Consider the following 21,429-nt stretch of genomic DNA (forward strand, 5'->3'; position numbering starts at 1 on the left):
TCTTGAACTGTACCTCCCGCCGCTCGCTCGATGCGCCTACCCTGTGAACTCAATCCACAGGAGCGTTCGTCATGCCGGATGCAGCCAACCTCTACCTGTTCGTTATCGCCGCGATGCTCCTGTTGGTCGTTCCCGGACCGAACATGGCCTTCGTCACCAGCCACGCGCTGGCCCACGGCTGGCGGGCCGGGGTAGCGGCGGCGTTGGGGATTTCGCTGGCAGACTTGCTGCTGACGCTGTTGGTCAGCGCCGGCATGGGCGCTGTCGTCATGAGTTGGGCGCCTGCCTTCGACTTGTTACGGCTGGCCGGTGCGTGCTATCTGTTGTGGCTGGCTTGGCAAGCGCTGACGGCGCCGACTGGCGAAAGCGCTGCACCCCGCCCCCTGGGTTCGATCCGCAAGATTTTCGTTCGCGCCACGCTCAACAGCCTGCTGAATCCCAAAGGCCTGCTGTTCTTCATGGTGTTTCTGCCGCAATTCGTCACTGTCGGCAACGCCAGTGTGACGGTTCAACTGGTCATGCTGGGTGTGCTGCTTATGCTGATCTCCCTGGTGTTTCACAGTGTGCTGGCACTGTGCGCCGGAACGCTGCGCGGACGGTTGAACAGCATGCCTCGGCGCTGGGCCAATTATGGCTTTGCGAGCGTGATGACAGCACTGGCAGCACGACTTCTGTTTCTGGAGCGACCGATATGATTCTCATCGGTCTACACATGCGCCCACAACGCGAAGGTTGCGGACAAGTCCCTGATAAGTAAATCCATGGATATTACTTATAAAAGACTTATAGAATGCCTGTCAATTCGGTTGGATGGTCTCGTAAAGCAGTGAAACAGCTCATGAAACTTCAGCATTGGCACCAGCAACAGGTTCGCGATGCAGCAGGACTTCTCGCCAATATGCCACAGGTTACAAATGTGAAAGCGCTGACTTCACATGGTTACGGCTACCGTTTGCGCGCTGGCAATTATCGCATCCTGTTCGACTGGGACGGTGCCATCGAGATTGTCAGCATTCAAGAGGTCAAGAAGCGCGATGAACACACCTACTGAAATTCAGGTCATCAATGGCCCGGACGGGAAGCCAGCCTTTGTGGTCATTCCCTACGCCCAATACGTAGCGCAACACAACGCGAGCAACGGCCTGATTCCTCACGAAGTCGTGAGTCGTATGGTTGATGGTGCATCCGCGATCAAAGCGTGGCGTGAGTACCTGGATCTAACTCAGGAGGAAGTTTCTCAACGCCTTGGAATCACCCAGTCGGCTTATGCTCAGCAGGAAACCTCCGCCAAGCCACGCAAGCTCACTCGTGAGAAGATTGCCGCAGCATTTGGCATCAAGGCCGATCAACTGGCTCTATAGCTGCCTGCCCGATTCACCCCCGCGAACAAGGAGTTCCGCCCTTCACATGAGCAATGCCTACCGTACATTCTTCGCAACCCCGGGCGTTGTGGCTCTGTTACTGGCGGGTTCCATGGCCCGCCTTCCGCAGACCATGATCGGGCTGGGGCTCATCACCATGCTGGTGCATGAAACCGGGCGCTATTGGGTCGCAGGTGCGGTGGCGGGTACTTTTACCCTGACCAGCGCCGTGCTCGGGCCGATGATTTCAAAGCTGGTCGATCAGCGCGGCCAGCGCAGGGTGCTGGCGCCCGTCGCGGCGTTCAGTATCGGCATGCTCCTGGCCCTGATTGGCGCCGTGCATTGGCATGCGCCGCTGCCGGTGTTGTTCGTGCTGGCCGCCCTCGCGGGGGTGCTCCCCAGTTTCGGAGCAATGATCCGCGCACGCTGGGCCTACCTGTTTCGCGGAAAACCACAACTGCACGCCGCGTACTCCCTGGATACAGTGCTGGTGGAGTTCACCTTCATCGTCGGTCCACCGTTGTCCATCGCCTTGAGCAGCGGTCTGTTTCCACAAGCTGGCCCGCTGGTGGCCGCCGTGTTGTTGGCCGTGGGCGTGGTTGCCTTTCTGCGCCAGCATGAAACCGAGCCGCCGCCGGTGCCGGCGGTCAAGGGTCCCTCCACTTCCCCGCTGCGCATTCCTGCCTTGCGGATCATCGTGGTGGCGATGCTGGCGCTGGGGTTGCTCGGCGGTTCGGTCGATGTGGCGGTAGTGGCTTTTGCCAAGGAACAAGGCTGGCCAGCAGCCGCCAGCTTTATCCTCGCGGGATTCGCTGCAGGGTCGATGGTTGCCGGGATCACGTTCGGGACAGTGAGAAGTGGGCTGGCGTACGAAACTCAGCTGCTGATCGGCGCGGTCTTCACAGCCGTGGCAACGACGTTGCCGATCTTCGCGCCCAACGTGTACTGGCTCACCGGATTGCTGTTCATCACCGGCATGTCGTTCGCACCGACGCTGATCGTGGTAATGAACATCGGCACGAAAATCCTGCCGCCCGGCAAGATCACCGAAGGGCTGACCTGGCTGAGTACAGGGGTCAGTGTCGGCATCGCGATGGGTGGGGCAGTCGCCGGTATGGTCATCGACCACTTCGGTACTCGCGCCGGATTCGCCGTTGCCATCGGTGCCGGGCTGTTAATGCTGACCGCCGTGCTCACAGGGCTGCGTACGCTGCAGGCAACTTCGGCGAACGAGGTTATCGTGCCTGGCTGACACGCACCTGTCACATCCCCACGTTTACATAGCCCTTTCACTTTCCAAGGGCTATGCCATGACCATGTTCGATCTCAAGCGCCGTCGCCTCGTCCAAGCCGTGGGGGCTGGCTTTCTGTTGCCTGGGCTGGCGCCAGCGGTGATTGCCTCGGTCAAGGACCGGCCACAACTGACTGACGGCGTGCAGTCCGGCGACCTGATGGGCGACAGGGCCATGGTCTGGAGCCGCTGCGACCGCCCGGCACGCATGGTGGTGGAATGGGATACGCGCAGCATGTTCACCAACCCGCGCCGCCTGGTATCGCCACTGGCCGACGCGGGCAGCGATTTCACCGCGCGGGTCGAACTCAGCGGCCTGCCGGTGGACCAGGCGATCTTCTATCGCGTGCAGTTCGAAGACGCGCAGACCGGCGTCAGCAGCGAACCGTGGTTCGGCCATCTGCGCAGTGAGCCTTCGCAGCGTCGCGACATCCGCTTCGTGTGGAGCGGCGACACCGTGGGCCAGGGTTTCGGCATCAACCCCGATATCGGCGGTATGCGCATCTATGAAGCCATGCGCCTGCGCCTGCCGGATTTCTTCATCCACAGCGGCGACACCATCTACGCCGATGGGCCAGTGCCGGCCACGGTGACCACCGAGAATGGCCGCGTATGGCGCAACATCACCACCGAAGCCAAGAGCAAGGTGGCGGAAACTCTGGACGAGTACCGCGGCAACTACCGCTACAACCTGATGGATGAAAACGTGCGGCGCTTCAATGCCGAGGTGCCGCAGATCTGGCAGTGGGACGACCACGAGGTGACCAACAACTGGTCGCCCAGCAAGCAACTCGACGCGCGCTACCAGAACCGCGACATTCGCCATCTGGTCGGCAACGCACGTCAGGCTTGGCTCGAGTACGCGCCCATGCGCCTGCAGCGCGCCGACAACGGCGGGCGTATCTACCGCAAGCTCAGCTATGGGCCGATGCTGGACATCTTCGTCTTAGACATGCGCAGCTACCGCAGTGGCAACGACGACAACCTGGCGGCCAGGCCCGAAGCCCGCACGGCGTTTCTCGGACAGGCGCAACTGGACTGGCTGAAGTCCGGACTCAAAGGGTCGCAGGCTCAATGGAAAATCATTGCCGCCGATATGCCCATCGGCTTGGGTGTCCCGGATGGAGAAATGAGCCCGGGGGTCGGGCGCTGGGAGGCGATCGCCAATGGCGATGATGGCGCCGCCAAGGGGCGCGAGCTGGAGATCGCCGAGCTGCTCGGCTTCGTGCGCCAGCAAAAAATTGTCAATACGGTCTGGCTGACCGCCGACGTGCACTACTGCGCAGCGCATCACTACCACCCCGACCGCGCCGCCTTCCAGGACTTCGAACCGTTCTGGGAATTCGTCGCCGGGCCACTGAACGCCGGCAGCTTCGGCCCTAACCCGCTGGATGCCACCTTTGGCCCACAGGTAGTGTTCCAGAAAGCGCCGCCGGCCCAGAACACCTCACCGTTCGCCGGTTTCCAGTTTTTCGGTGAAGTACAGATCGAGGGCCAGAGCGGAGAAATGACCGTGCAACTGCGTGATCTGGATAGCGTGGTGGTGTTCGAGAAGAAGCTGCAGCCGGTTTGACCCAGTGCACCGCACACACCAGGGCAAATTTCCAACGGACGCTGATCCGGTTTCACCCCGCCCTGCACGAATTAAAGGTGACCTCAACGACCTTGGGCTACGCTTTGTCTGATAACGCCCACCGCGGCTGGTTGGGCGTTGCGCTGTGCAATCAGCCTGGCGACAACAACCGCGCTAGCAAGCGTGCGAGGGCGAACATGAGCAATTTCGACGAAGGCAGTGGCTCCAAGAACATCAAGAGCTTGACCGAAAGACTTCTGACTTTCCTTCCAACCACGGCCGTGAAAGGCTATCTGCAGGGTGCCAGCTCATTCGACAAGGGGCGCCCGGACTACCCCAGGGAACTCGACAACTGGCTGCGCGAGATCATGCAGATCAAGCCGCACAGCAAATGGGACCCACCCCATACAACGGTGCTCGACCTGGGCTCGGGCACTGGCAAGTTCATTCCGCGGCTGGTCGACATCGGCGCCGAGGTATTCGCGGTGGAACCGGTTGCGGCCATGCGCGAGAAGCTGGAACTCAACTGGGGCGACAAGCCCTACGTGAAAATACTCGAGGGTGCCGCTGAAGAGATCCCGTTGAAAAACGAATCAGTGGATGCGGTGATCTGCGCGCATTCGTTCCACTGGTTCGCCAAACCCGAGGCCATGAAGGAAATCCACCGGGTGCTCAAGCGCGGCGGACGCCTGGGAATGATCTGGAACCTGCGCGATACCCGCGAGGACTGGGTGCGTCAGGTGGCTGACGTGGTCAGCGCGGTGGCCGGTGACAGCCCGCGGTTCTACACCCAACAGTGGCGCGAAATGTTCCCGCACAAGGGCTTCGCCCATCCGCTGGTGGAAAAGCACTTTACCCATTCGCACACCGGCACGCCGGAAGACGTGATTCTCAACCGGGTGCGCTCCATCAGCTTCATCTCTACCCTCTCCCCTGAACAGCAGGAGCCGATTTTCCAGAAAGTCCGCGAGATCATTGCCACCCATCCCCAGCTCAAGGACAAGCAGGAGATAACGGTGCCCTATGACACCGTGGCTTTTCATACCGTGAAGATTCTCTAGACCCCTCCTAGCGCCCAGCGGGCTCAATGCACTGGCGTAAGCCCGCTTTCCTGAATGGCGAGACGGGCTGCCGGTGTGCTCAGGTACTGCAGCAATGCGGCGGCCTCTTCAGGGTGAGCGCTGGTACGCGTGACACCACCTGAATACAGGGTCATCTTCTGCACCGCATCGGGAATCAAGCCGACGATGTCGATACCCGGTACTGCCTTGAGCTCGCTCAACTGCTGGAAACCCAGCTGCACATCGCCTCGAGCGACCACGGCCCCCACGGGTTCGCTGTCCACCAGGCTGCTTTTGTCGCGAAGCTGTTCGGCCAGTTTCATGCGCGGAAACAGCAGGTGCGACAAGTACAAACCGCTGGTGCTGTTGGAGTAGGCCAGAGAGCGGGCGTCGAGCAGGGTCTTGCGGAAGGCGTCGACACTGCCGATGTCTGGCTTTGCCTCGCCCTGGCGTACGGCCATGGCAATGAAAGACTTGCCGACATCCACGCGGGGTTCGCGCTGCACTTCACCCAATTGAATGAGTTTATTCAACGCGGCGTCTTCGGTGAGCACCAGATCGGCTCGCTCACCGCGCTCCAGCCGGCTGGAGATGGCCATCGGATTGTCGCCGATGGCAGGCGAAGGCAATACGGTAACCTTGATGCCGGTGGCTTTTTCGTATTCGACGACGATGGTCTGCATGGCACTGACAACGCCGCCGGACCCGAGCAGGGACAACTGCACCGGTGGTGGCGCCTTCTTTGCGTGGGCGGCGCTGGAGCCGAGCAATACACAAGCCAGCAGTGCGCTGGTGAGCCGTTTGGTCATGACGATATGATCCTGAAAGTGAAGATGAAGCCTGGCCGGTGACTGGCCAGAGGCACAGCGGACGAGTGCGGTGATGGTCGACCGCCTCGCGAAGAATGATCAGTTTACGCGCAATCGGCCAAAAGCCAGGATCAGGTTGCCATTTAAAAAGGGGATGTTCGGCAATTGCAACGTAGAGAAACAATTTCAGCTCTCTTCGCGCCAACCAGCAATGAAATGAATAACGAGACTTTGGCAGGATCTGTGGGGTAACTGTCATTTACCCTTTTACCGTTCGGCTCGATGATGCGTGCTCCAGACTGGAGTAACCGTATGTCCAAGGCCTTGCCCCCCGAACTGCAGATTTTCGACCGCCCTTTGCAAGTCGTCATCCTGCTCTACCCCGGTATCGAGATTCTCGACTTCGCCGGGCCCTACGAAGTGTTCAGCGTTGCCACCCGCGTTGCGCTGCGCGACGACCTGAGTGTGCATGCGCCATTCGTGGTCAGCACGGTCGCGGCCAGTCGCGAGCTGCTCACCGCCCGCTACGAACTGCGGGTGCAGCCCGACGCCCAGTTCGATGAAGACCTGCACTGTGATGTGCTGATCGTGCCGGGGGGCGTGATCGACCAACCTGTCAACGACCCGAACACGCTCGCGTGGCTACGTCGGATGGCAGCGACGACGGGGCTGCTCACTTCGGTGTGCAGTGGTGCATTGATCCTGGCCAAGGCGGGGTTGCTGGAGGGGCAGAGCGTCACCACCCATTGGGCCGACATCCAGGAGCTGCGCGACAGCTACCCGGACCTCGATGTGCGGGAAAATGTGCCCTATGTCGACGCTGGCAGCGTGGTCACCAGTGCCGGGATTTCCGCCGGCATCGACATGAGTCTGCACCTGGTGGCACGCCTGCTCGGTGCCGATGCGGCGCGTATCACCGCCCGCCAGATGCAGTATGAATGGCACGACACGCCAGGCTAGAACCTCAGCCCTTGTCGGCCCGGAACATCTGGCGAATGCCACGCACGGCCTGCCTAATGCGATCCTGGTTTTCGATCAGCGCAAAGCGTACGTGGTCATCGCCATAGTCACCGAAGCCGATGCCGGGCGAGACACAGACCCGGGCTTCGGCCAGCAGCTTCTTGGCGAACTCGAGCGAGCCCATGTGCGCGTAGGCCTCGGGAATCTTGGCCCAGACATACATCGACGCCTTGGGGTTCTCGACCATCCAGCCCAGTTCGTGCAAGCCTTTGACCAGCACGTTGCGGCGTTGACGGTACTGCTCGGCGATGTCCTTCACACACTGCTGATCACCTTCGAGCGCGGCGATGGCTGCGACCTGCAACGGGGTGAACGTGCCGTAATCGTGATAGCTCTTGATGCGTGCCAAAGCATTGACCAGCTCGGGATTGCCGACCATGAAGCCTATCCGCCAGCCAGCCATGTTGTAGCTCTTGGACAGGGTGAAGAATTCGACGGCGATGTCCTTGGCGCCAGGCACCTGCATGATCGACGGCGCTTTCCAGCCGTCATAGACGATATCGGCATAGGCCAGGTCGTGCACCACCAACACGTCGTAGCGCTTGGCAAGGGCCACCACCCGCTCGAAGAAATCCAGCTCCACACACTGTGCGGTCGGGTTGGAGGGGAAGCCCAGGATCATCATCTTCGGCTTGGGAATGGATTCGCGGATCGCCCGCTCCAGCTCGTTGAAGAAGTCCACACCCGGCACCAGCGGCACCGAGCGCACCTGGGCGCCGGCGATCACCGCACCGTAGATATGAATCGGGTAGCTGGGGTTGGGCACCAGTACGGTATCACCCTGATCGAGCGTGGCCAGCATCAGGTGCGCCAGGCCCTCTTTCGAGCCAATGGTAACGATGGCTTCGTCTTCAGGGTCGATATCGACCTCATAGCGGTCCTTGTACCAGCGCGAAATGGCCCGGCGCAGCCGCGGGATACCGCGGGAGGTGGAGTAGCCATGAGTGTCTTCGCGCTGGGCAACGGTCACCAGCTTGTCGACGATATGGGGTGGCGTGGCGCCGTCGGGATTGCCCATGCTCAGGTCGATGATGTCTTCGCCGCGCCGACGCGCAGCCATCTTCAACTCGGCGGTGATATTGAACACATAGGGGGGGAGACGATCGATGCGCGCAAAGCGGCGCGGGCGAACAGGTTCGGCCATGACTTCCTCGGATACGTAAGCGCCCGGAACCGTCCGAGCGACGTTGGCCACTGCGGTGGCCAGTCCGAAAGATAAAGGGGCCGGGGTGGAGATGTAAAGCGCAATATGCGGCGCGGCTTTCGCAGGCAGACGGCCGCACCACGGACCCATCCTTGACCCAAACAAAAACGCCCCGGAACTGTTCGGTCCGGGGCGTTTTTATCGCTGCAGCAGGATCAATGCGCGTAGGTCAGCAACAGCTCGCCCGGCACCTTGAAATCCAGGGACATCATCACGCTCAGGGCGGTGATGGTGAAGATCGAGAACACGAACAGCTTGCGCGCCCAGACCTTGTCATCGACCGCCTTGTAGCCTGTCCAGGCCATGTACAACCAGTACATGCCCATGGCAGCGGCGACGGCAAGGTAGCTCATGCCGGCATAGCCACCCAGGGTCAACATCAGCGTCGCCAGGAGGAAAGCCAGGATGTAGATCAGGATGTGCTTCTTCGCCACCACGATACCGCGCTTGACCGGGAGTACCGGAATCGAAGCCGCCAGGTAATCGTTGAAGCGGAAGATCGCGATCGCGTACGAATGGGGCATCTGCCACAGGCTGAACATCACCAGCAGCGTCAATGCCGCCAGATCGAAGCTGTTGCTCACCGCGACGTAACCGATCACCGGAGGCATGGCACCGGACAGGCTGCCGACCAGGGTGCCGTGCACCGACTTGCGCTTCAGATAGAGGCTGTAGAAGCCCACGTAGATGACGAAGCCGATCAAGCCACACAGGGCAGCCAGCGGGTTGGCCAATGCGTACAGCATGACCATCCCGGCAACCCCCAGCAGCGTGGCGAAGATCAGTGCGACCTTCACCGAAATCTGCCCCTGAACCAACGCGCGATTCTTGGTGCGCTCCATCTTCACGTCGATGTCACGGTCGATGCAGTTGTTGAATGCACAGCCCGATGCAACGACCAGCGATGTACCGATCACCGTGGCCAGGAACAGCCCGATGTCGACATGACCTTGAGAGGCCAGGAAGAACCCACCTGCCACAGAAAGCACGTTACCGAAAATGATCCCCGGTTTGGTGATTTGGATAAAGTGCTTTACGGACATGTCCGGGTTCCTTACTTCGCCATCATGAAGTGATGGATGCTGAACATGATCCACAGCGACAGGCCAACCAGGAACGCGATGATCAACGCCGAGAACACGAAGGCAATCACGTTCCAGCGCTGTTCGGACGTGCGGTCCAGGTGCAGGAAGTACACCAGGTGAACCAGCACCTGAATCACCGCGAAGATCATCACGATCCACAGGGTGGCTTCCTTGGACATGCTCGGAAACATCACCAGGCCGAACGGAATCGCGGTCAGGATGACCGACAGCACGAAACCGATCATGTACGACTTGTAGCTACCGTGGCTGCTACCGGCCGAAGTGGTATGAGGGTTTGCCATTTACAGAGCTCCCATCAGATAGACGACGGTGAACACGCAGATCCAGACCACGTCCAGGAAGTGCCAGAACAGGCTGAGGCAGCTCATGCGCGTGTTGTTGGTTGCGGTCAGGCCTTTGGATTTGACCTGGGCGATCAGCACCGCCATCCAGATCAAGCCGCTGGTCACGTGCAGGCCGTGGGTACCGACCAGGGTGAAAAACCCGGTCAGGAAGCCGCTGCGCTGCGGGCCGAAGCCCTCTTCGATCAGCTTGTGGAACTCGTAGATTTCCATCGCGATGAAGCCTGCGCCCAGCAGGAAAGTGACGAACAGCCACTTCATCACACCGCTCTTGTCGTTGCTGTGCAGCGCCAGCATGGCGAAGCCATAGGTAATGGAGCTGAACAGCAGCAGTGCGGTTTCGGCTGCCACGAAGGGCAGCTCGAAGATGTCGTGGCCCGAGGGGCCACCGGCAACGTTGTTAACCAGTACTGCGTAGGCGGCGAAGATCGACGCGAACAGGATGCAGTCGGTCATCAGGTAGATCCAGAAACCGAAGACAGTCATGCCCCCGGAATCGTGATGATCATGATCGTCGTGACCGTGCTCGTGCTCGTGAGCCACTTCCGCGTTTAAGGTTGCGTTAGACATTGTTTAAGCCTTCTCCACCGTGGAGTTCAGACGAGAATCAACTCGTGCGGCGTTTGCCAGGCGAGCCATGCGTTCACCTTCGATACGAGCGACTTCTTCAGCCGGTACGTAGTAGTCGATGTCATCGTCATAGCTGCGCACGATCAAGGTGATGACCATGCCGGCCAGACCGATCGCAGCTGCCCACCAGATGTGCCAGATGGCAGCGAAACCCAGGATCAGACCGAAGAACGACATCAGCACGCCCATACCGGTGTTGCGCGGCATGTGGATCTGCTTGTAGTCCGCAGCGTTGGCAGTGGCTTCACCACGTTCCTTCATGCCCCAGTAAGCGTCCAGATCGGAAACCACTGGTTGCTCGGCGAAGTTGTAGAACGGTGGTGGCGACGAAGTCGACCACTCCAGGGTACGGCCATCCCATGGGTCGCCCGAGACGTCCTGGTTCAGATGACGGTCGCGGATCGAGACATAGAGTTGCAGCAGCATGAAGCCGATACCGGCAGCCACGAACAGCGCGCCGACGAAAGCCACGTACAGCCACGGCGTCCAGTCTGGGTTGTCGGTGTGGTTCAGGCGACGGGTCATGCCCATGAAGCCCAGCACGTACAGCGGCATGAACGCCAGGTAGAAACCTACCAACCAGCACCAGAAGGAATACTTGCCCAGGCGCTCGTTGAGCTTGAAGCCGAAGGCTTTCGGGAACCAGAAGGTGAAGCCGGCCAGGTAACCGAATACCGCACCGCCGATGATCACGTTGTGGAAGTGAGCGATCAGGAACAGGCTGTTGTGCAACACGAAGTCGGCACCTGGCACTGCCAGCAGAACGCCGGTCATGCCGCCGATGCTGAAGGTCACAATGAAGCCGATGGTCCACAGCATCGGAGTGGTGAACTCGATGCGGCCGCGGTACATGGTGAACAGCCAGGTGAAGATCTTCACGCCTGTCGGGATCGCGATCACCATCGTCATGATGCCGAAGAAGGCGTTGACGTTGGCACCCGAACCCATGGTGAAGAAGTGGTGCAGCCAGACGATGAACGACAGCACGGTAATGGCGATGGTTGCCCATACCAGCGACACGTAACCGAACAGGCGCTTGCGACAGAACGTTGAAGTGACTTCCGAGAACACACCGAATGCCGGCAGGATAAGGATGTACACCTCGGGGTGACCCCAGGCCCAGAACAGGTTGACGTACATCATCGGGTTCCCACCAAGCTCGTTGGTGAAGAAGTGGAAGCCCAGATAACGGTCAAGCGTCAGCATGAACAGTACGGCGGTGAGGATCGGGAACGATGCAGCAATCAGTACAGCGGTGCACAGGCAGTTCCAGGTGAACACCGGCATTTTCATCAGGGTCATGCCGGGCGCACGCATCTTCAAAATGGTGACGATGAAGTTGACGCCCGTCAGCAATGTACCCAGACCGGATATCTGCAATGCCCAGATGTAGTAGTCGACACCGACTCCGGGACTGTATTGGATGCCCGCAAGCGGTGGATACGCGACCCAACCCGTCTTGCCGAACTCGCCGACCCCCAGGGAGATGTTGACCAGCAGCGCGCCGACCACGAACAGCCAGAAGCTGACCGAGTTCAGGAACGGAAAGGCCACGTCGCGTGCGCCGATCTGCAGCGGCACGACGATGTTCATCAGACCGATCATGAATGGCATGGCCATGAAGATGATCATGATCACACCGTGAGCGGTGAAGATCTGGTCATAGTGCTCGGGCGGCAGGAAGCCGGTCGAGCCAGCAGTGGCCACTGCCTGTTGCGAGCGCATCATGATGGCGTCGGCAAAGCCCCGCAACAGCATGACCAGGGCAACAGCGATGTACATGACGCCGATTTTCTTGTGGTCGACCGACGTGAACCACTCGGTCCACAGGTACGTCCACTTCTTGTGATAGGTGATCAGACCGAACACCACCGCCCCGAGCAACGCAACGACGGCAAGTGTCACCATCACTATCGGCTCGTGGAAGGGCACCGCTTCCAGACTAAGTTTACCGAACATCTTTTACTCCTCTGCCCCAGCAGCTGAATTCTTGCCCATGTCCATCCCTTCGTTCGAGGCCTGCTTCCCCTCGTGGCTGACGCCTTTGCCTGGATTCATCCCTTCATACTTGTCGATGATGGTCTGGAACAGGTTCGGAACGTACGAGGAATACAGCTCGACCGGGTTTTTCTCGCTAGGTTTGGCCAGCGCTTCGTAGGTAGCTGCATCGAGCTGCTTAGGAGCGCTCTTCACTTCACTGACCCACGCATCGAAATCGGCCTGGGTCGTAGCGACTGCTTTGAACTTCATGCCGGTGAAACCTGCACCGCTGTAGTTCGCGGAAATGCCGTCGAACTCGCCGTTTTCATTGGCGATCAGGTGCAGCTGCGTCTGCATGCCGGCCATCGCGTAGATCTGGCCGCCCAGCTGCGGGATGAAGAACGAGTTCATGACCGAGTCGGAAGTGATGCGGAAGTTGACCGGTACATTGGCCGGGAAGACGATCTTGTTGACCGTGGCGATGCCTTGCTCCGGATAGATGAACAGCCACTTCCAGTCCAGCGCCACGACCTGGATGGTGACCGGCTTGTGCTCGGATTCCAGCGGACGGTAAGGGTCGAGGTGATGAGTCGAGACATAGGTCACGTAACCCAGCGCGATGATGATCAGCAGCGGGATGCCCCATACCACCAGTTCGATCTTGGTGGAGTGCGCCCATTCAGGCGTGTAGGTCGCTTCCTTGTTCGAGGCACGGTACTTCCAGGCGAACGCGAGTGCCATGACGATGACCGGGATCACCACCAGCAGCATCAGCCCGGTGGCGATGTAGATCAGGTTGCGTTCGTCGATGCCCACCTGCCCTTTCGAGTCGATCAGGGTCCACTTGCACCCGCCGAGAAAAAGCATGCCTAAAAAGGGCAGTATGCCAAACAGTCTGGGGTAACGCTTTTTACTCATCTCACGACCTCTAGAGCAGCTTGCTTCAATGCAATTGTGTTTTGGTAGCCAACACTTCGACCTGCCAAGCGCCAGCATTTATATCGGGATTGAATACGGACATGCCAGGCTCGCAGTTGCTGCGGGGTGACAAGACCGGTCTGGAGCGGTGCAGCTGTCATGACGTGCGCAACCCGAAGGGTTGCAGACTCCTTCCCTTGAGTGCACGGACCACCCAAGGGTTCAGCCAGGCAGTGCCAACGGTACGAAAAGTGCCTGCCATTGGTGCATGCGAGCACCTGACCTGCCCTTTTTGAGGCACTGACCTACTGAAATTTCCGCGATTGTAGTGAGCCTATTACCCATTGACTACGACTAATCCGGCAACAGGTATTTCCAAATTATGCAACAATCCGACGCACTTTCAAAGCCTTGCGACACGATGTCGCACCCTGGGAAACCCTTGCAAAGGCCCGTATTACAAGGCCTTCGCAAATTCAAGGGCGGCACGTTGCCACATTGGCGCCGTGACACCTCGAACAGGGAATCGGATTCCGGCACGAATAATGACCAGCGCAGGTGCCCTGGCTACTCAGCGGCGGGTCCGATTGCGATAGATGCCCAGAGGTACAAGAATAGCCGTCATCACGAAAGCTACCAGCGCCCATTGCGCGAGGGACAAGCCCAGCACCGGTGGATAGGGCGTGGAGCAGAACCCCTGCACCTGGAACACGCTGGGCATCAGGTTGGCCAGAGGCAGGCCGTCGACGATGGGTTGCAATGTGTCGATGCCGCAGCTGACCGCTGGGTTGGCCAGCACCCACGCATGGCGGCCGGCGGCCGCGATGCCACCCACCGCACTGAGCACCACCAGCCCCTCGCACACGGTCACGCCGGTACGGCCACGCATCGCCGCGCCGATGAACGCAAACAAGGCGATGAACAACAGGGCGTAGCGTTGCAGGATGCACAGCGGACAAGGCGCCTCGCCCAACACGATCTGCATGTACAGCGCGCCGCCGATCAGGGCCAGGCAGATCACCCCCAGCAGCACCAGGAAACGGCGTTCGCGGTTGAGGCGCAAGTTGACTTCGTTCATTGCAGCTTTCCCTTCACAGGCCAAAACGGGCGGGTTTTCGATGGGCGCCAGTCTACACGCTGACTCGCGCGGAAGACTGTAGGAAAACTCCGGTAATAGGGTGTAACCAGAGATTTCCGCGAACCTGGCTACAGTAATGCTCTCGCGATTAAAGCGGCGTTAAGACCCTGCTCGCGGCCTGGCGACGATCGCGTTAAAGCCTGCGCAGGTCGAGTCGATACATAGGCAACGCACTCGTTGGGCCGGCTGTTGGTGGCCCTGCATCGGTTCCATCAAGAAGGTTCACATGGCATCCCAGAACGCCCGCGCAGATTCCCTTTCGCTGTTGCTGTTCACCTTGCGCAGCGGCAAGTTGATGGCCATCAACCTGCTCAAGGTCAGCGAGATCATCCCCTGCCCTGCCCTGACCCGGCTCCCTGAAGCGCACCCGCACGTCAAGGGTGTGGCAACCTTGCGTGGCCAGGCGTTGTCCGTCATCGACCTGAGCCGGGCGATCGGTGAGCAGCCCTTGCTCGATCCTTCCGGCGGCTGCCTGATCGTCACCGACGTCAGCCGCTCCAAGCAAGGCCTGCACGTGCAGGCTGTCAGCCGGATCGTTCATTGCCTGAGTACCGATATCCGCCCGCCGCCCTACGGCTCGGGGACAAAATCGTTCATCACCGGCGTTACCCAGGTGGACGGTGCCTTGGTGCAGGTGCTGGATATCGAGAAAGTCATCCACGGTATCGCCCCGGCACGGCTGCAAGGGGACCCTCAGCGCTTGAGCGACGCCGACGCGCGCTGCCTGGCCAATGCCAACATTCTGGTCGTGGACGACAGCCATGTGGCGCTGCAGCAGTCGCTCATTACCCTGCGCACCCTGGGTATCGAATGCCGCACCGCGCGCAGCGCCCGCGAGGCGATCGATTGCCTGCTGGAACTGCAGGGCACCGATGCGCAGATCAATGTGCTGGTGTCGGATATCGAGATGTCGGAAATGGACGGCTATGCGCTGACCCGCACGTTGCGCGACACACCCGACTTCAAGGATCTCTACGTCCTGTTGCACACCTCGCTGGACAGTACGATGAACAGCGAGAAGGCGCGCCTGGCCGGTGCCAACGCGGTGTTGACCAAGTTTTCTTCTCCGGAACTCACCGGCTGCCTGATCACGGCAGCGCGTTTCGTCGCGGAACAGGCACACTGAAACAGCCGTGGTCTGGCGCAGGCCGTGCATCCAGGTACGCGGATGAACGCCACTTGGGCATAATGGCGGTCTGTTCACAAGGCGCAGGAAACACGACCATGAAAACCTACCTGACCCTGTTGCTTGCACTTGGCAGCGTCACGACCCATGCGGTGGCGTCGACCGACCAGGCCTGGGCGGAACACGACAAGCGCGTTGCCAGTGCCTGCCTGAAAGCCACCACGCTGAAACAGGCCCGAGTGGCCAGTGCTCCCGCCGAGTTCGAAGACCGCGTAGGCTACACCGCAGTGCTGGTTCAAGGCCGCTATCCGCAGGCGCACATGAAGAACCAGCCTGGCGCAGAACTTTGCCTGTACCACAAACAGAGCCGCAAGGCGTTCGTGACCCAATGGGACTCGGTCCAGGGCAAGTAGCGTCACAGCAGGATGAATGCGTAGAGAATACTGATGAACGGCATGTTGCCGGCTCTCTCGTCGAGGGCCTCCAGGGCCGCGAACTTGAGCATGAACGACACGACCACCAGCGCCCTCACCCACGGCACGCGCGTCGACAGCAGCAACAGCATGCCCAGGGCGAGGGCGAATTGAAACGCGCAGCATTTGATCGCCGCCGGCAGCGTGCTGACGTACAGCAACGCCAGCATCACGGGAATCAGACTCGCCAGCAGCAATCCTTTGCCATACTTCACACAGTCCATAACGATCACTGGCCTTCCTTCACTTATCGACTTGTTGTAAGGAAGAAAGTCTCTGGTGATCAACTGGGCGGCGCTATAGGTCTATTCAGCGCACCCTGTAGGAAAAGCCCGATAGACACCGTTGGCGTATTTCCTCTGTAGCTGAACGATTTTTCCCCTTCTGAATCAGCACTGCGCCGCAGGCATGGGCGGCCCAAGACCCATCGTCCAGGGGCTTGGGCTTGGCAAGGCGGCGCGACTAAGGTCAAACTGCCAGCTCTTCCTCCTGCCGGTGTCCGATACACATGCGCATAGCCATCCGACCGCTGTTACTGGCAGGCCTGCTGCTTGTCGTCGTGTCTGGCGCGGCCTGGCTGCTGCTCAATCGCACTGCAGCGAACAAGTCTGTGCCGGCACTGCCCGTCCCGGTGCGCGTGGTCAGCGTGGTGCAGGCCGATGTGCCGCGTTATCTCACCGGTATCGGCTCGGTGCTCTCCCTGCACAGCGTGACGGTGCGTGCGCAGGTCGATGGGATTCTGGCGCAGGTAGCCGTGAAGGAAGGCCAGTGGGTCAACAAAGGTGATGCGCTGGCCAGCATCGACGATCGTGCCATTCGCGCCAGCCTTGCCCAAGCGCGGGCGCAAGCCAGTCAGAGCCAGGCGCAGCTGCAGGTGGCAGGGGTGAATCTGCGCCGCTACAAGGACCTGAGCCGCGACAACGGCATTTCGCGTCAGTTGCTCGACGAACAACAGGCCCTGTTCGAGCAGCTCACTGCGACCTTGCAAGGCAATCAGGCCGCCATCGCTGCCGCTCAGGTGCAGTTGTCCTACACCCAGATTCACTCTCCGGTGACCGGCCGGGTTGGTATCCGCCGTGTGGATCCGGGCAACTTCCTGCGTGTCAGCGATGCCGAGGGCTTGTTCACGGTGACCCAGATCGACCCCATCGCCGTGGAATTCTCGCTTCCCCAGCAGGAACTGGCGACGTTGCAGTCCTTGCTTGATCGACCGCAGCCGGCAGTGGTTCGCGCCTACATTGATGGCGATACCGAAACAGGCAAGCTGGTCGGCGAGGGTCATCTGACGCTGCTCGACAATCAGATTGCCGCAAGCACCGGGACCATCCGCGCCAAGGCCGAGTTTCACAACGGCCGACATACCCTGTGGCCTGGCCAACTGGTCAGTGTCGGCTTGCAGGTCGGCGTCGAACGCAACGCCTTGGTGGTACCGTTGGCCGTGGTGCAGCGCGGTATCGAAGGCCATTACGTGTACCGCGTGACGGACGCCAAAGTCGAGCAGGTCCCGGTGCAGGTGCGCTACCAGACCTCGACCCAAAGCTTGATAGACGGTGTGGCCGCAGGTGACGTGCTGGTCAGCGACGGGCAATCGCGGCTAAGGCCAGGAGCCCGCGTACAGGTGCTCGAGCCAACGGCAGACAACGCAGCGACCCCGCGATGAGCAACGGGCGCTCGATCAGCGCCTGGTGCATCGACCATCCGGTCGCCACCGTCCTGTTGACCGTGGCACTGGTGTTGCTTGGTGGCCTGGCTTTCACTCGGCTGGCGATCGCGCCACTGCCCGAAGCGGACTTCCCGACCATCCAGGTCAACGCGCAACTGCCCGGCGCCAGTCCGCAGACCATGGCGTCTTCGGTGGCCACGCCGCTGGAAGTGCAGTTCAGCGCCATTCCCGGCATGACCCAGATGACCTCCAGCAGCGCGCTGGGCTCGACCAACCTGATCCTGCAGTTCAGCCTGAGCAAAAGTATCGACACCGCCGCCCAAGAGGTCCAGGCGGCGATCAACACGGCCGCCGGGCGCTTGCCGCAGGACATGCCCAATCTGCCGACCTGGCGCAAGGTCAATCCGGGTGACAGCCCGGTGCTGATCCTCAGCGTCAGCTCGGCGCAAATGCCCACTCACGTGTTGAGCGACTACACCGAAACCCTGCTGGCCAGGCAATTGAGCCAGATCGAGGGCGTTGGCCAGGTCTACATCACCGGCCAGCAACGCCCGGCGATCCGTGTCCAGGCTGCCCCAGAGCGCCTGGCCGCATTGCAACTGACGCTCGCCGACCTGCGCGGTGCTATCCAGCAGACCAGCCTGAACCTGGCCAAGGGCGCTTTGTACGGTGACACCAGCGTGTCGACACTGGCCACCAACGACCAGCTCTTCGAAGCCCAAGAGTACGCGCAGCTGGTGGTGGCCTACCGTGATGGTGCACCGGTACAACTCAAGGACGTCGCGACCGTGATCAAGGGTGCGGAGAACGCCTACGTGCAATCCTGGTCCGGTGACCAGCCAGGATTGAACCTGACGATTTTCCGCCAGCCTGGTGCGAACATCGTCGACACGGTCGACCGCATACTGGCAGCCATGCCACGCCTGCAGGAGATGCTGCCGGCGAGCGTGGATGTCACCGTACTCAATGACCGCACCCAAACCATCCGTGCATCACTGCACGAAGTCGAACTGACGCTGCTGATCGCCGTGCTGTTGGTGGTGGCCGTCATGGTGCTATTCCTGCGCCAGCTGTCGGCCACGCTGATCGTTTCCAGTGTGCTGGGCGTTTCGCTGATCGCAACGTTCGCCGCCATGTACCTGATGGGTTTCAGCCTGAACAACCTGACCCTGGTAGCCATCGTCATCAGTGTCGGTTTCGTGGTCGACGACGCAATCGTGGTGGTGGAGAACATCCATCGCCATCTGGAGGCCGGCGATGGCATGCGTGAAGCGGCGATCAAGGGCGCCAGCGAGATCAGCTTCACGGTGGTCTCGATCAGCTTTTCGCTGATTGCTGCATTCATTCCGCTGCTGTTCATGGGCGGCGTGGTCGGGCGGCTGTTCAAGGAATTCGCGCTGACGGCAACCTCCACCATCCTCATTTCGGTGGTGGTTTCCCTGACCCTGGCACCGACACTGTGCGCGCTGTTCATGCGCCGCCCCGCACACGCCGCCCGCGCGGGCTTCGGTGAGCGTCTGCTGGCCTGGTACGACAAAGGTCTGATCCGCGCACTGGCTCACCAGGGCATCACCCTGGCCGTGTTCGGCTTGACCGTTGCCTTGTCGGTGGCGGGCTACGTGCTCATCCCGAAAGGTTTTTTTCCGGTGCAGGACACCGGCTTCGTTCTCGGCACGACCGAAGCGGCCGCCGACATTTCCTACAAAGACATGCAGGAAAAACACCTTGCGCTGGCCCGTATCGTCGGCGCAGATCCAGCGGTGAGGGCCTATTCCCACGCCGTGGGCGTAACCGGCAGCAACCAGACCATCGCCACCGGCCGATTCTGGATCGGCCTCAAGGAACAGAGCGAACGCGACGTGTCGGCCAGCGCATTCATCGACCGCTTGCGGCCCCAGCTCGCACAGGTGCCTGGCGTGGTGCTTTACCTGCGCGCCGGACAGGACATCAACCTGAGCGCCGGACCGAGCCGCAGCCAGTACCAGTACGTGCTCAAGAGCAACGACGGGCCGAGCCTGAACCTGTGGACCGAGCGCCTGACCGAGCGACTGCGCGCCAACCCGGCCTTTCGCGACCTGTCCAACGACCTGCAGCTGGGTGGCAGCGTGACCCACATCAGCATCGATCGAGTGGCGGCGTCGCGTTTCGGCCTGACCACCAGCGACATCGACCAAGCGCTGTACGATGCATTCGGTCAGCGCCAGATCAATGAATTCCAGACCGAGACCAACCAGTACAAGGTCATCCTCGAACTCAAGGCGGACCAGCGCGGCAAGGCGCAGAGCTTGCAGTACTTCCATCTGCGCTCTCCCCTGACCAACGAAATGGTGCCGCTGTCGGCCGTGGCCAAAGTCGAGGCGCCTACTCAGGGCCCGCTGTCGATCAGCCACGACGGCCTGTTTCCGGCCGCCAACCTGTCGTTCAATCTGGCGCCCGGCGTGGCCCTGGGCGAGGCCGTCGTCCTGCTTGAACGCACGCAAGCCGAATTGGCCATGCCCGCCTCCATCGCCGGCAGCTTCCAGGGCGCTGCCCAGGCTTTCCAGAGTTCGCTGGCCAGCCAGCCCTGGCTGATTCTGGCCGCACTGGTGGCGGTCTACATCATTCTCGGCGTGCTGTACGAAAGCTTCGTTCACCCGCTGACAATTATCTCGACCCTGCCATCGGCTGGGCTGGGCGCCTTGTTGCTGCTATGGCTATGGGGACAGGATTTTTCCATCATGGGCTTGATCGGCCTGGTCTTGCTGATCGGTATCGTCAAGAAGAACGGCATTCTGATGATCGACTTCGCCCTGCATGCGCAGCGCAGCGAAGGCCTGGACGCGCGTGAAGCGATTCACAAGGCCTGCCTGACGCGCTTCCGCCCAATCATCATGACCACACTGGCCGCAATGCTGGGCGCATTACCGCTGATGTTCGGCTATGGCGCCGGCGCGGAACTGCGCCAGCCGCTGGGCATCGCTGTGGTGGGAGGACTGCTGATCAGCCAGATGCTGACGCTGTTCACCACTCCGGTGATCTATCTGCAGCTGGAGCGGTTGTTTCATCGCACCGACGGTTCCAGAACGCCCGCATTGCCGGCCAGCCACTGAACGTCGACCATGAAAAAACCATAAAAAAACGCCCGACGCGGGCGTTTTTTTAAAGCGACAGCGTGACTGCTCAGTTGCTGGCGCGAGCGATGTTGCGCAGGGCTTTGATCTCATCATGGTTACGTTGCACACCCTGCTGCTGACGCTCGATGATGGCATGGACGTTGGCAGGCAGTGGTTCGGCTAAGGCATCCCTGTAAGCAGCCAGCGCCACATCTTCGCCGCGCTCGGCCTCGTTCAATACCGCTTCTTCGTCCTTGCCGGTGAAAATCGATTTGACGTCGACCCAACGACGATGCAGATCGCCGCTCAGACTGGTGGAATCCTCTGGGGTGCCGCCCAGGGCGATCACTTCGGCCTGCAACTCGCCAGCTGCTTCGGCACACTCCTGTGAATGCTTGGTGAACAGCGCCTTGAGCTCGGGGTTTTTGATATCTTCAGCGCAGGTCTTGAAACCTTCCTGGCCATCTTTGCAAGTCTCGATCAGATTGTTGAGGATCGAGATCACGCTTTTGGTGGGACCATTCATCTTTATTCAATTCCTGTGAGAAACGGAAGCTGGGGTTGGGGATGAATGTGCAAAAGCAGGCTTCGTGCCAGATCGGAACAATTAGGTATTACGTTATAAATCAATACCCTGTCACTG

21 protein-coding genes are annotated in these 21,429 nt (G+C 60.4%); 11 read left to right on the top strand and 10 right to left on the bottom strand.

The genetic code is table 11. The features are described 5' to 3' along the window. Nucleotides 1-71: 71 nt before the first annotated feature. The 6 genes from IFT98_RS17460 (at nt 72) to IFT98_RS17485 (ending at nt 5,286) form a co-directional block, all read left to right on the top strand. On the top strand, nt 72-695 hold the full coding sequence (locus tag IFT98_RS17460; protein WP_192050549.1) for a LysE family translocator: 624 nt from the start codon (nt 72-74) through the stop codon (nt 693-695). A gap of 95 nt (nt 696-790) precedes the next feature. Then, nucleotides 791-1,051 (top strand): type II toxin-antitoxin system RelE family toxin, encoded by a 261-nt coding sequence (locus tag IFT98_RS17465; RefSeq protein WP_192050547.1) that lies wholly within the window; start codon nt 791-793, stop codon nt 1,049-1,051. After that, nucleotides 1,035-1,361 carry a helix-turn-helix domain-containing protein gene (locus IFT98_RS17470; RefSeq protein WP_192050545.1) on the top strand — a complete coding sequence of 109 codons (327 nt, stop codon included), beginning with the start codon at nt 1,035-1,037 and terminating at the stop codon, nt 1,359-1,361. Before IFT98_RS17465 ends, IFT98_RS17470 begins: the two co-directional genes overlap by 17 nt. A gap of 46 nt (nt 1,362-1,407) precedes the next feature. Continuing rightward, on the top strand, nt 1,408-2,613 hold the full coding sequence (locus tag IFT98_RS17475; RefSeq protein WP_192050828.1) for an MFS transporter: 1,206 nt from the start codon (nt 1,408-1,410) through the stop codon (nt 2,611-2,613). Nucleotides 2,614-2,671: 58 nt separating this feature from the next. Continuing rightward, on the top strand, nt 2,672-4,225 hold the full coding sequence (locus IFT98_RS17480) for an alkaline phosphatase D family protein (RefSeq protein ID WP_192050544.1): 1,554 nt from the start codon (nt 2,672-2,674) through the stop codon (nt 4,223-4,225). 197 nt (nt 4,226-4,422) lie between these two features. Continuing rightward, nucleotides 4,423-5,286, top strand: a complete 864-nt coding sequence (locus IFT98_RS17485; RefSeq protein ID WP_192050542.1) for a class I SAM-dependent methyltransferase — start codon at nt 4,423-4,425, stop codon at nt 5,284-5,286. A 23-nt stretch (nt 5,287-5,309) separates the two neighbouring features. Here the strand turns inward: IFT98_RS17485 and IFT98_RS17490 are convergent, their stop codons facing one another. Then, the gene (locus IFT98_RS17490) at nt 5,310-6,095 is read right to left on the bottom strand and encodes a substrate-binding domain-containing protein (protein ID WP_192050540.1); all 786 of its coding nucleotides are present in this window, start codon (nt 6,093-6,095) and stop codon (nt 5,310-5,312) included. Nucleotides 6,096-6,407: 312 nt separating this feature from the next. On the opposite strand from IFT98_RS17490, the gene IFT98_RS17495 reads away from it, so the two are divergent. Next, nucleotides 6,408-7,055 carry a DJ-1/PfpI family protein gene (locus IFT98_RS17495; protein ID WP_192050538.1) on the top strand — a complete coding sequence of 216 codons (648 nt, stop codon included), beginning with the start codon at nt 6,408-6,410 and terminating at the stop codon, nt 7,053-7,055. Nucleotides 7,056-7,059: 4 nt separating this feature from the next. Here the strand turns inward: IFT98_RS17495 and alaC are convergent, their stop codons facing one another. The 7 genes from alaC to IFT98_RS17530 form a co-directional block, all read right to left on the bottom strand. After that, nucleotides 7,060-8,259: an alanine transaminase gene (gene alaC, locus IFT98_RS17500; RefSeq protein ID WP_192050536.1), complete on the bottom strand. Its 1,200-nt coding sequence runs from the start codon at nt 8,257-8,259 to the stop codon at nt 7,060-7,062. 215 nt (nt 8,260-8,474) lie between these two features. After that, nucleotides 8,475-9,362 (bottom strand): heme o synthase, encoded by an 888-nt coding sequence (cyoE, locus tag IFT98_RS17505; RefSeq protein WP_192050534.1) that lies wholly within the window; start codon nt 9,360-9,362, stop codon nt 8,475-8,477. Nucleotides 9,363-9,373: 11 nt separating this feature from the next. After that, nucleotides 9,374-9,706, bottom strand: coding sequence for a cytochrome o ubiquinol oxidase subunit IV (cyoD, locus tag IFT98_RS17510; RefSeq protein WP_122479584.1), 333 nt, complete (start codon nt 9,704-9,706; stop codon nt 9,374-9,376). Continuing rightward, nucleotides 9,707-10,336 (bottom strand): cytochrome o ubiquinol oxidase subunit III, encoded by a 630-nt coding sequence (locus tag IFT98_RS17515; protein ID WP_122479585.1) that lies wholly within the window; start codon nt 10,334-10,336, stop codon nt 9,707-9,709. It lies immediately after the preceding gene. A gap of 3 nt (nt 10,337-10,339) precedes the next feature. Next, nucleotides 10,340-12,355 carry a cytochrome o ubiquinol oxidase subunit I gene (gene cyoB / locus IFT98_RS17520; protein WP_122479586.1) on the bottom strand — a complete coding sequence of 672 codons (2,016 nt, stop codon included), beginning with the start codon at nt 12,353-12,355 and terminating at the stop codon, nt 10,340-10,342. Between the two features lie 3 nt (nt 12,356-12,358). Next, on the bottom strand, nt 12,359-13,294 hold the full coding sequence (gene cyoA / locus IFT98_RS17525) for a ubiquinol oxidase subunit II (RefSeq protein ID WP_122479587.1): 936 nt from the start codon (nt 13,292-13,294) through the stop codon (nt 12,359-12,361). A 571-nt stretch (nt 13,295-13,865) separates the two neighbouring features. Next, complete coding sequence (locus tag IFT98_RS17530; RefSeq protein WP_122713511.1) at nt 13,866-14,372, bottom strand: disulfide bond formation protein B; 507 nt, start codon at nt 14,370-14,372, stop codon at nt 13,866-13,868. Between the two features lie 286 nt (nt 14,373-14,658). On the opposite strand from IFT98_RS17530, the gene IFT98_RS17535 reads away from it, so the two are divergent. Together IFT98_RS17535 and IFT98_RS17540 are read left to right on the top strand one after the other, a co-directional pair. Continuing rightward, nucleotides 14,659-15,558, top strand: coding sequence for a chemotaxis protein (locus IFT98_RS17535; RefSeq protein WP_192050532.1), 900 nt, complete (start codon nt 14,659-14,661; stop codon nt 15,556-15,558). Nucleotides 15,559-15,656: 98 nt separating this feature from the next. Then, nucleotides 15,657-15,971 (top strand): hypothetical protein, encoded by a 315-nt coding sequence (locus tag IFT98_RS17540; protein WP_192050531.1) that lies wholly within the window; start codon nt 15,657-15,659, stop codon nt 15,969-15,971. 2 nt (nt 15,972-15,973) lie between these two features. On the opposite strand, the gene IFT98_RS17545 is transcribed toward IFT98_RS17540, so the two are convergent. Next, the gene (locus IFT98_RS17545; RefSeq protein WP_192050529.1) at nt 15,974-16,264 is read right to left on the bottom strand and encodes a hypothetical protein; all 291 of its coding nucleotides are present in this window, start codon (nt 16,262-16,264) and stop codon (nt 15,974-15,976) included. A 275-nt stretch (nt 16,265-16,539) separates the two neighbouring features. On the opposite strand from IFT98_RS17545, the gene IFT98_RS17550 reads away from it, so the two are divergent. Continuing rightward, nucleotides 16,540-17,691 carry an efflux RND transporter periplasmic adaptor subunit gene (locus tag IFT98_RS17550; protein WP_192050527.1) on the top strand — a complete coding sequence of 384 codons (1,152 nt, stop codon included), beginning with the start codon at nt 16,540-16,542 and terminating at the stop codon, nt 17,689-17,691. Further along, complete coding sequence (locus tag IFT98_RS17555) at nt 17,688-20,783, top strand: multidrug efflux RND transporter permease subunit (protein ID WP_192050525.1); 3,096 nt, start codon at nt 17,688-17,690, stop codon at nt 20,781-20,783. Before IFT98_RS17550 ends, IFT98_RS17555 begins: the two co-directional genes overlap by 4 nt. Nucleotides 20,784-20,853: 70 nt before the next feature. Here the strand turns inward: IFT98_RS17555 and IFT98_RS17560 are convergent, their stop codons facing one another. Next, nucleotides 20,854-21,312: a ferritin-like domain-containing protein gene (locus tag IFT98_RS17560; RefSeq protein WP_192050523.1), complete on the bottom strand. Its 459-nt coding sequence runs from the start codon at nt 21,310-21,312 to the stop codon at nt 20,854-20,856. Nucleotides 21,313-21,429: the final 117 nt, after the last annotated feature.

This window comes from Pseudomonas sp. CFBP 8770, from assembly GCF_014841705.1.
Lineage (GTDB): Bacteria > Pseudomonadota > Gammaproteobacteria > Pseudomonadales > Pseudomonadaceae > Aquipseudomonas.

What these genes read in the sequence shown, in the direction of transcription:
- IFT98_RS17460 (WP_192050549.1), top strand. Translation starts at nt 72, where the DNA reads ATGCCGGATGCAGCCAACCTCTACCTGTTCGTTATCGCCGCGATGCTC.
- IFT98_RS17465 (WP_192050547.1), top strand. Translation starts at nt 791, where the DNA reads ATGCCTGTCAATTCGGTTGGATGGTCTCGTAAAGCAGTGAAACAGCTC.
- IFT98_RS17470 (WP_192050545.1), top strand. Translation starts at nt 1,035, where the DNA reads ATGAACACACCTACTGAAATTCAGGTCATCAATGGCCCGGACGGGAAG.
- IFT98_RS17475 (WP_192050828.1), top strand. Translation starts at nt 1,408, where the DNA reads ATGAGCAATGCCTACCGTACATTCTTCGCAACCCCGGGCGTTGTGGCT.
- IFT98_RS17480 (WP_192050544.1), top strand. Translation starts at nt 2,672, where the DNA reads ATGACCATGTTCGATCTCAAGCGCCGTCGCCTCGTCCAAGCCGTGGGG.
- IFT98_RS17485 (WP_192050542.1), top strand. Translation starts at nt 4,423, where the DNA reads ATGAGCAATTTCGACGAAGGCAGTGGCTCCAAGAACATCAAGAGCTTG.
- IFT98_RS17490 (WP_192050540.1), bottom strand. Translation starts at nt 6,095, where the DNA reads ATGACCAAACGGCTCACCAGCGCACTGCTGGCTTGTGTATTGCTCGGC.
- IFT98_RS17495 (WP_192050538.1), top strand. Translation starts at nt 6,408, where the DNA reads ATGTCCAAGGCCTTGCCCCCCGAACTGCAGATTTTCGACCGCCCTTTG.
- alaC (WP_192050536.1), bottom strand. Translation starts at nt 8,259, where the DNA reads ATGGCCGAACCTGTTCGCCCGCGCCGCTTTGCGCGCATCGATCGTCTC.
- cyoE (WP_192050534.1), bottom strand. Translation starts at nt 9,362, where the DNA reads ATGTCCGTAAAGCACTTTATCCAAATCACCAAACCGGGGATCATTTTC.
- cyoD (WP_122479584.1), bottom strand. Translation starts at nt 9,706, where the DNA reads ATGGCAAACCCTCATACCACTTCGGCCGGTAGCAGCCACGGTAGCTAC.
- IFT98_RS17515 (WP_122479585.1), bottom strand. Translation starts at nt 10,336, where the DNA reads ATGTCTAACGCAACCTTAAACGCGGAAGTGGCTCACGAGCACGAGCAC.
- cyoB (WP_122479586.1), bottom strand. Translation starts at nt 12,355, where the DNA reads ATGTTCGGTAAACTTAGTCTGGAAGCGGTGCCCTTCCACGAGCCGATA.
- cyoA (WP_122479587.1), bottom strand. Translation starts at nt 13,294, where the DNA reads ATGAGTAAAAAGCGTTACCCCAGACTGTTTGGCATACTGCCCTTTTTA.
- IFT98_RS17530 (WP_122713511.1), bottom strand. Translation starts at nt 14,372, where the DNA reads ATGAACGAAGTCAACTTGCGCCTCAACCGCGAACGCCGTTTCCTGGTG.
- IFT98_RS17535 (WP_192050532.1), top strand. Translation starts at nt 14,659, where the DNA reads ATGGCATCCCAGAACGCCCGCGCAGATTCCCTTTCGCTGTTGCTGTTC.
- IFT98_RS17540 (WP_192050531.1), top strand. Translation starts at nt 15,657, where the DNA reads ATGAAAACCTACCTGACCCTGTTGCTTGCACTTGGCAGCGTCACGACC.
- IFT98_RS17550 (WP_192050527.1), top strand. Translation starts at nt 16,540, where the DNA reads ATGCGCATAGCCATCCGACCGCTGTTACTGGCAGGCCTGCTGCTTGTC.
- IFT98_RS17555 (WP_192050525.1), top strand. Translation starts at nt 17,688, where the DNA reads ATGAGCAACGGGCGCTCGATCAGCGCCTGGTGCATCGACCATCCGGTC.
- IFT98_RS17560 (WP_192050523.1), bottom strand. Translation starts at nt 21,312, where the DNA reads ATGAATGGTCCCACCAAAAGCGTGATCTCGATCCTCAACAATCTGATC.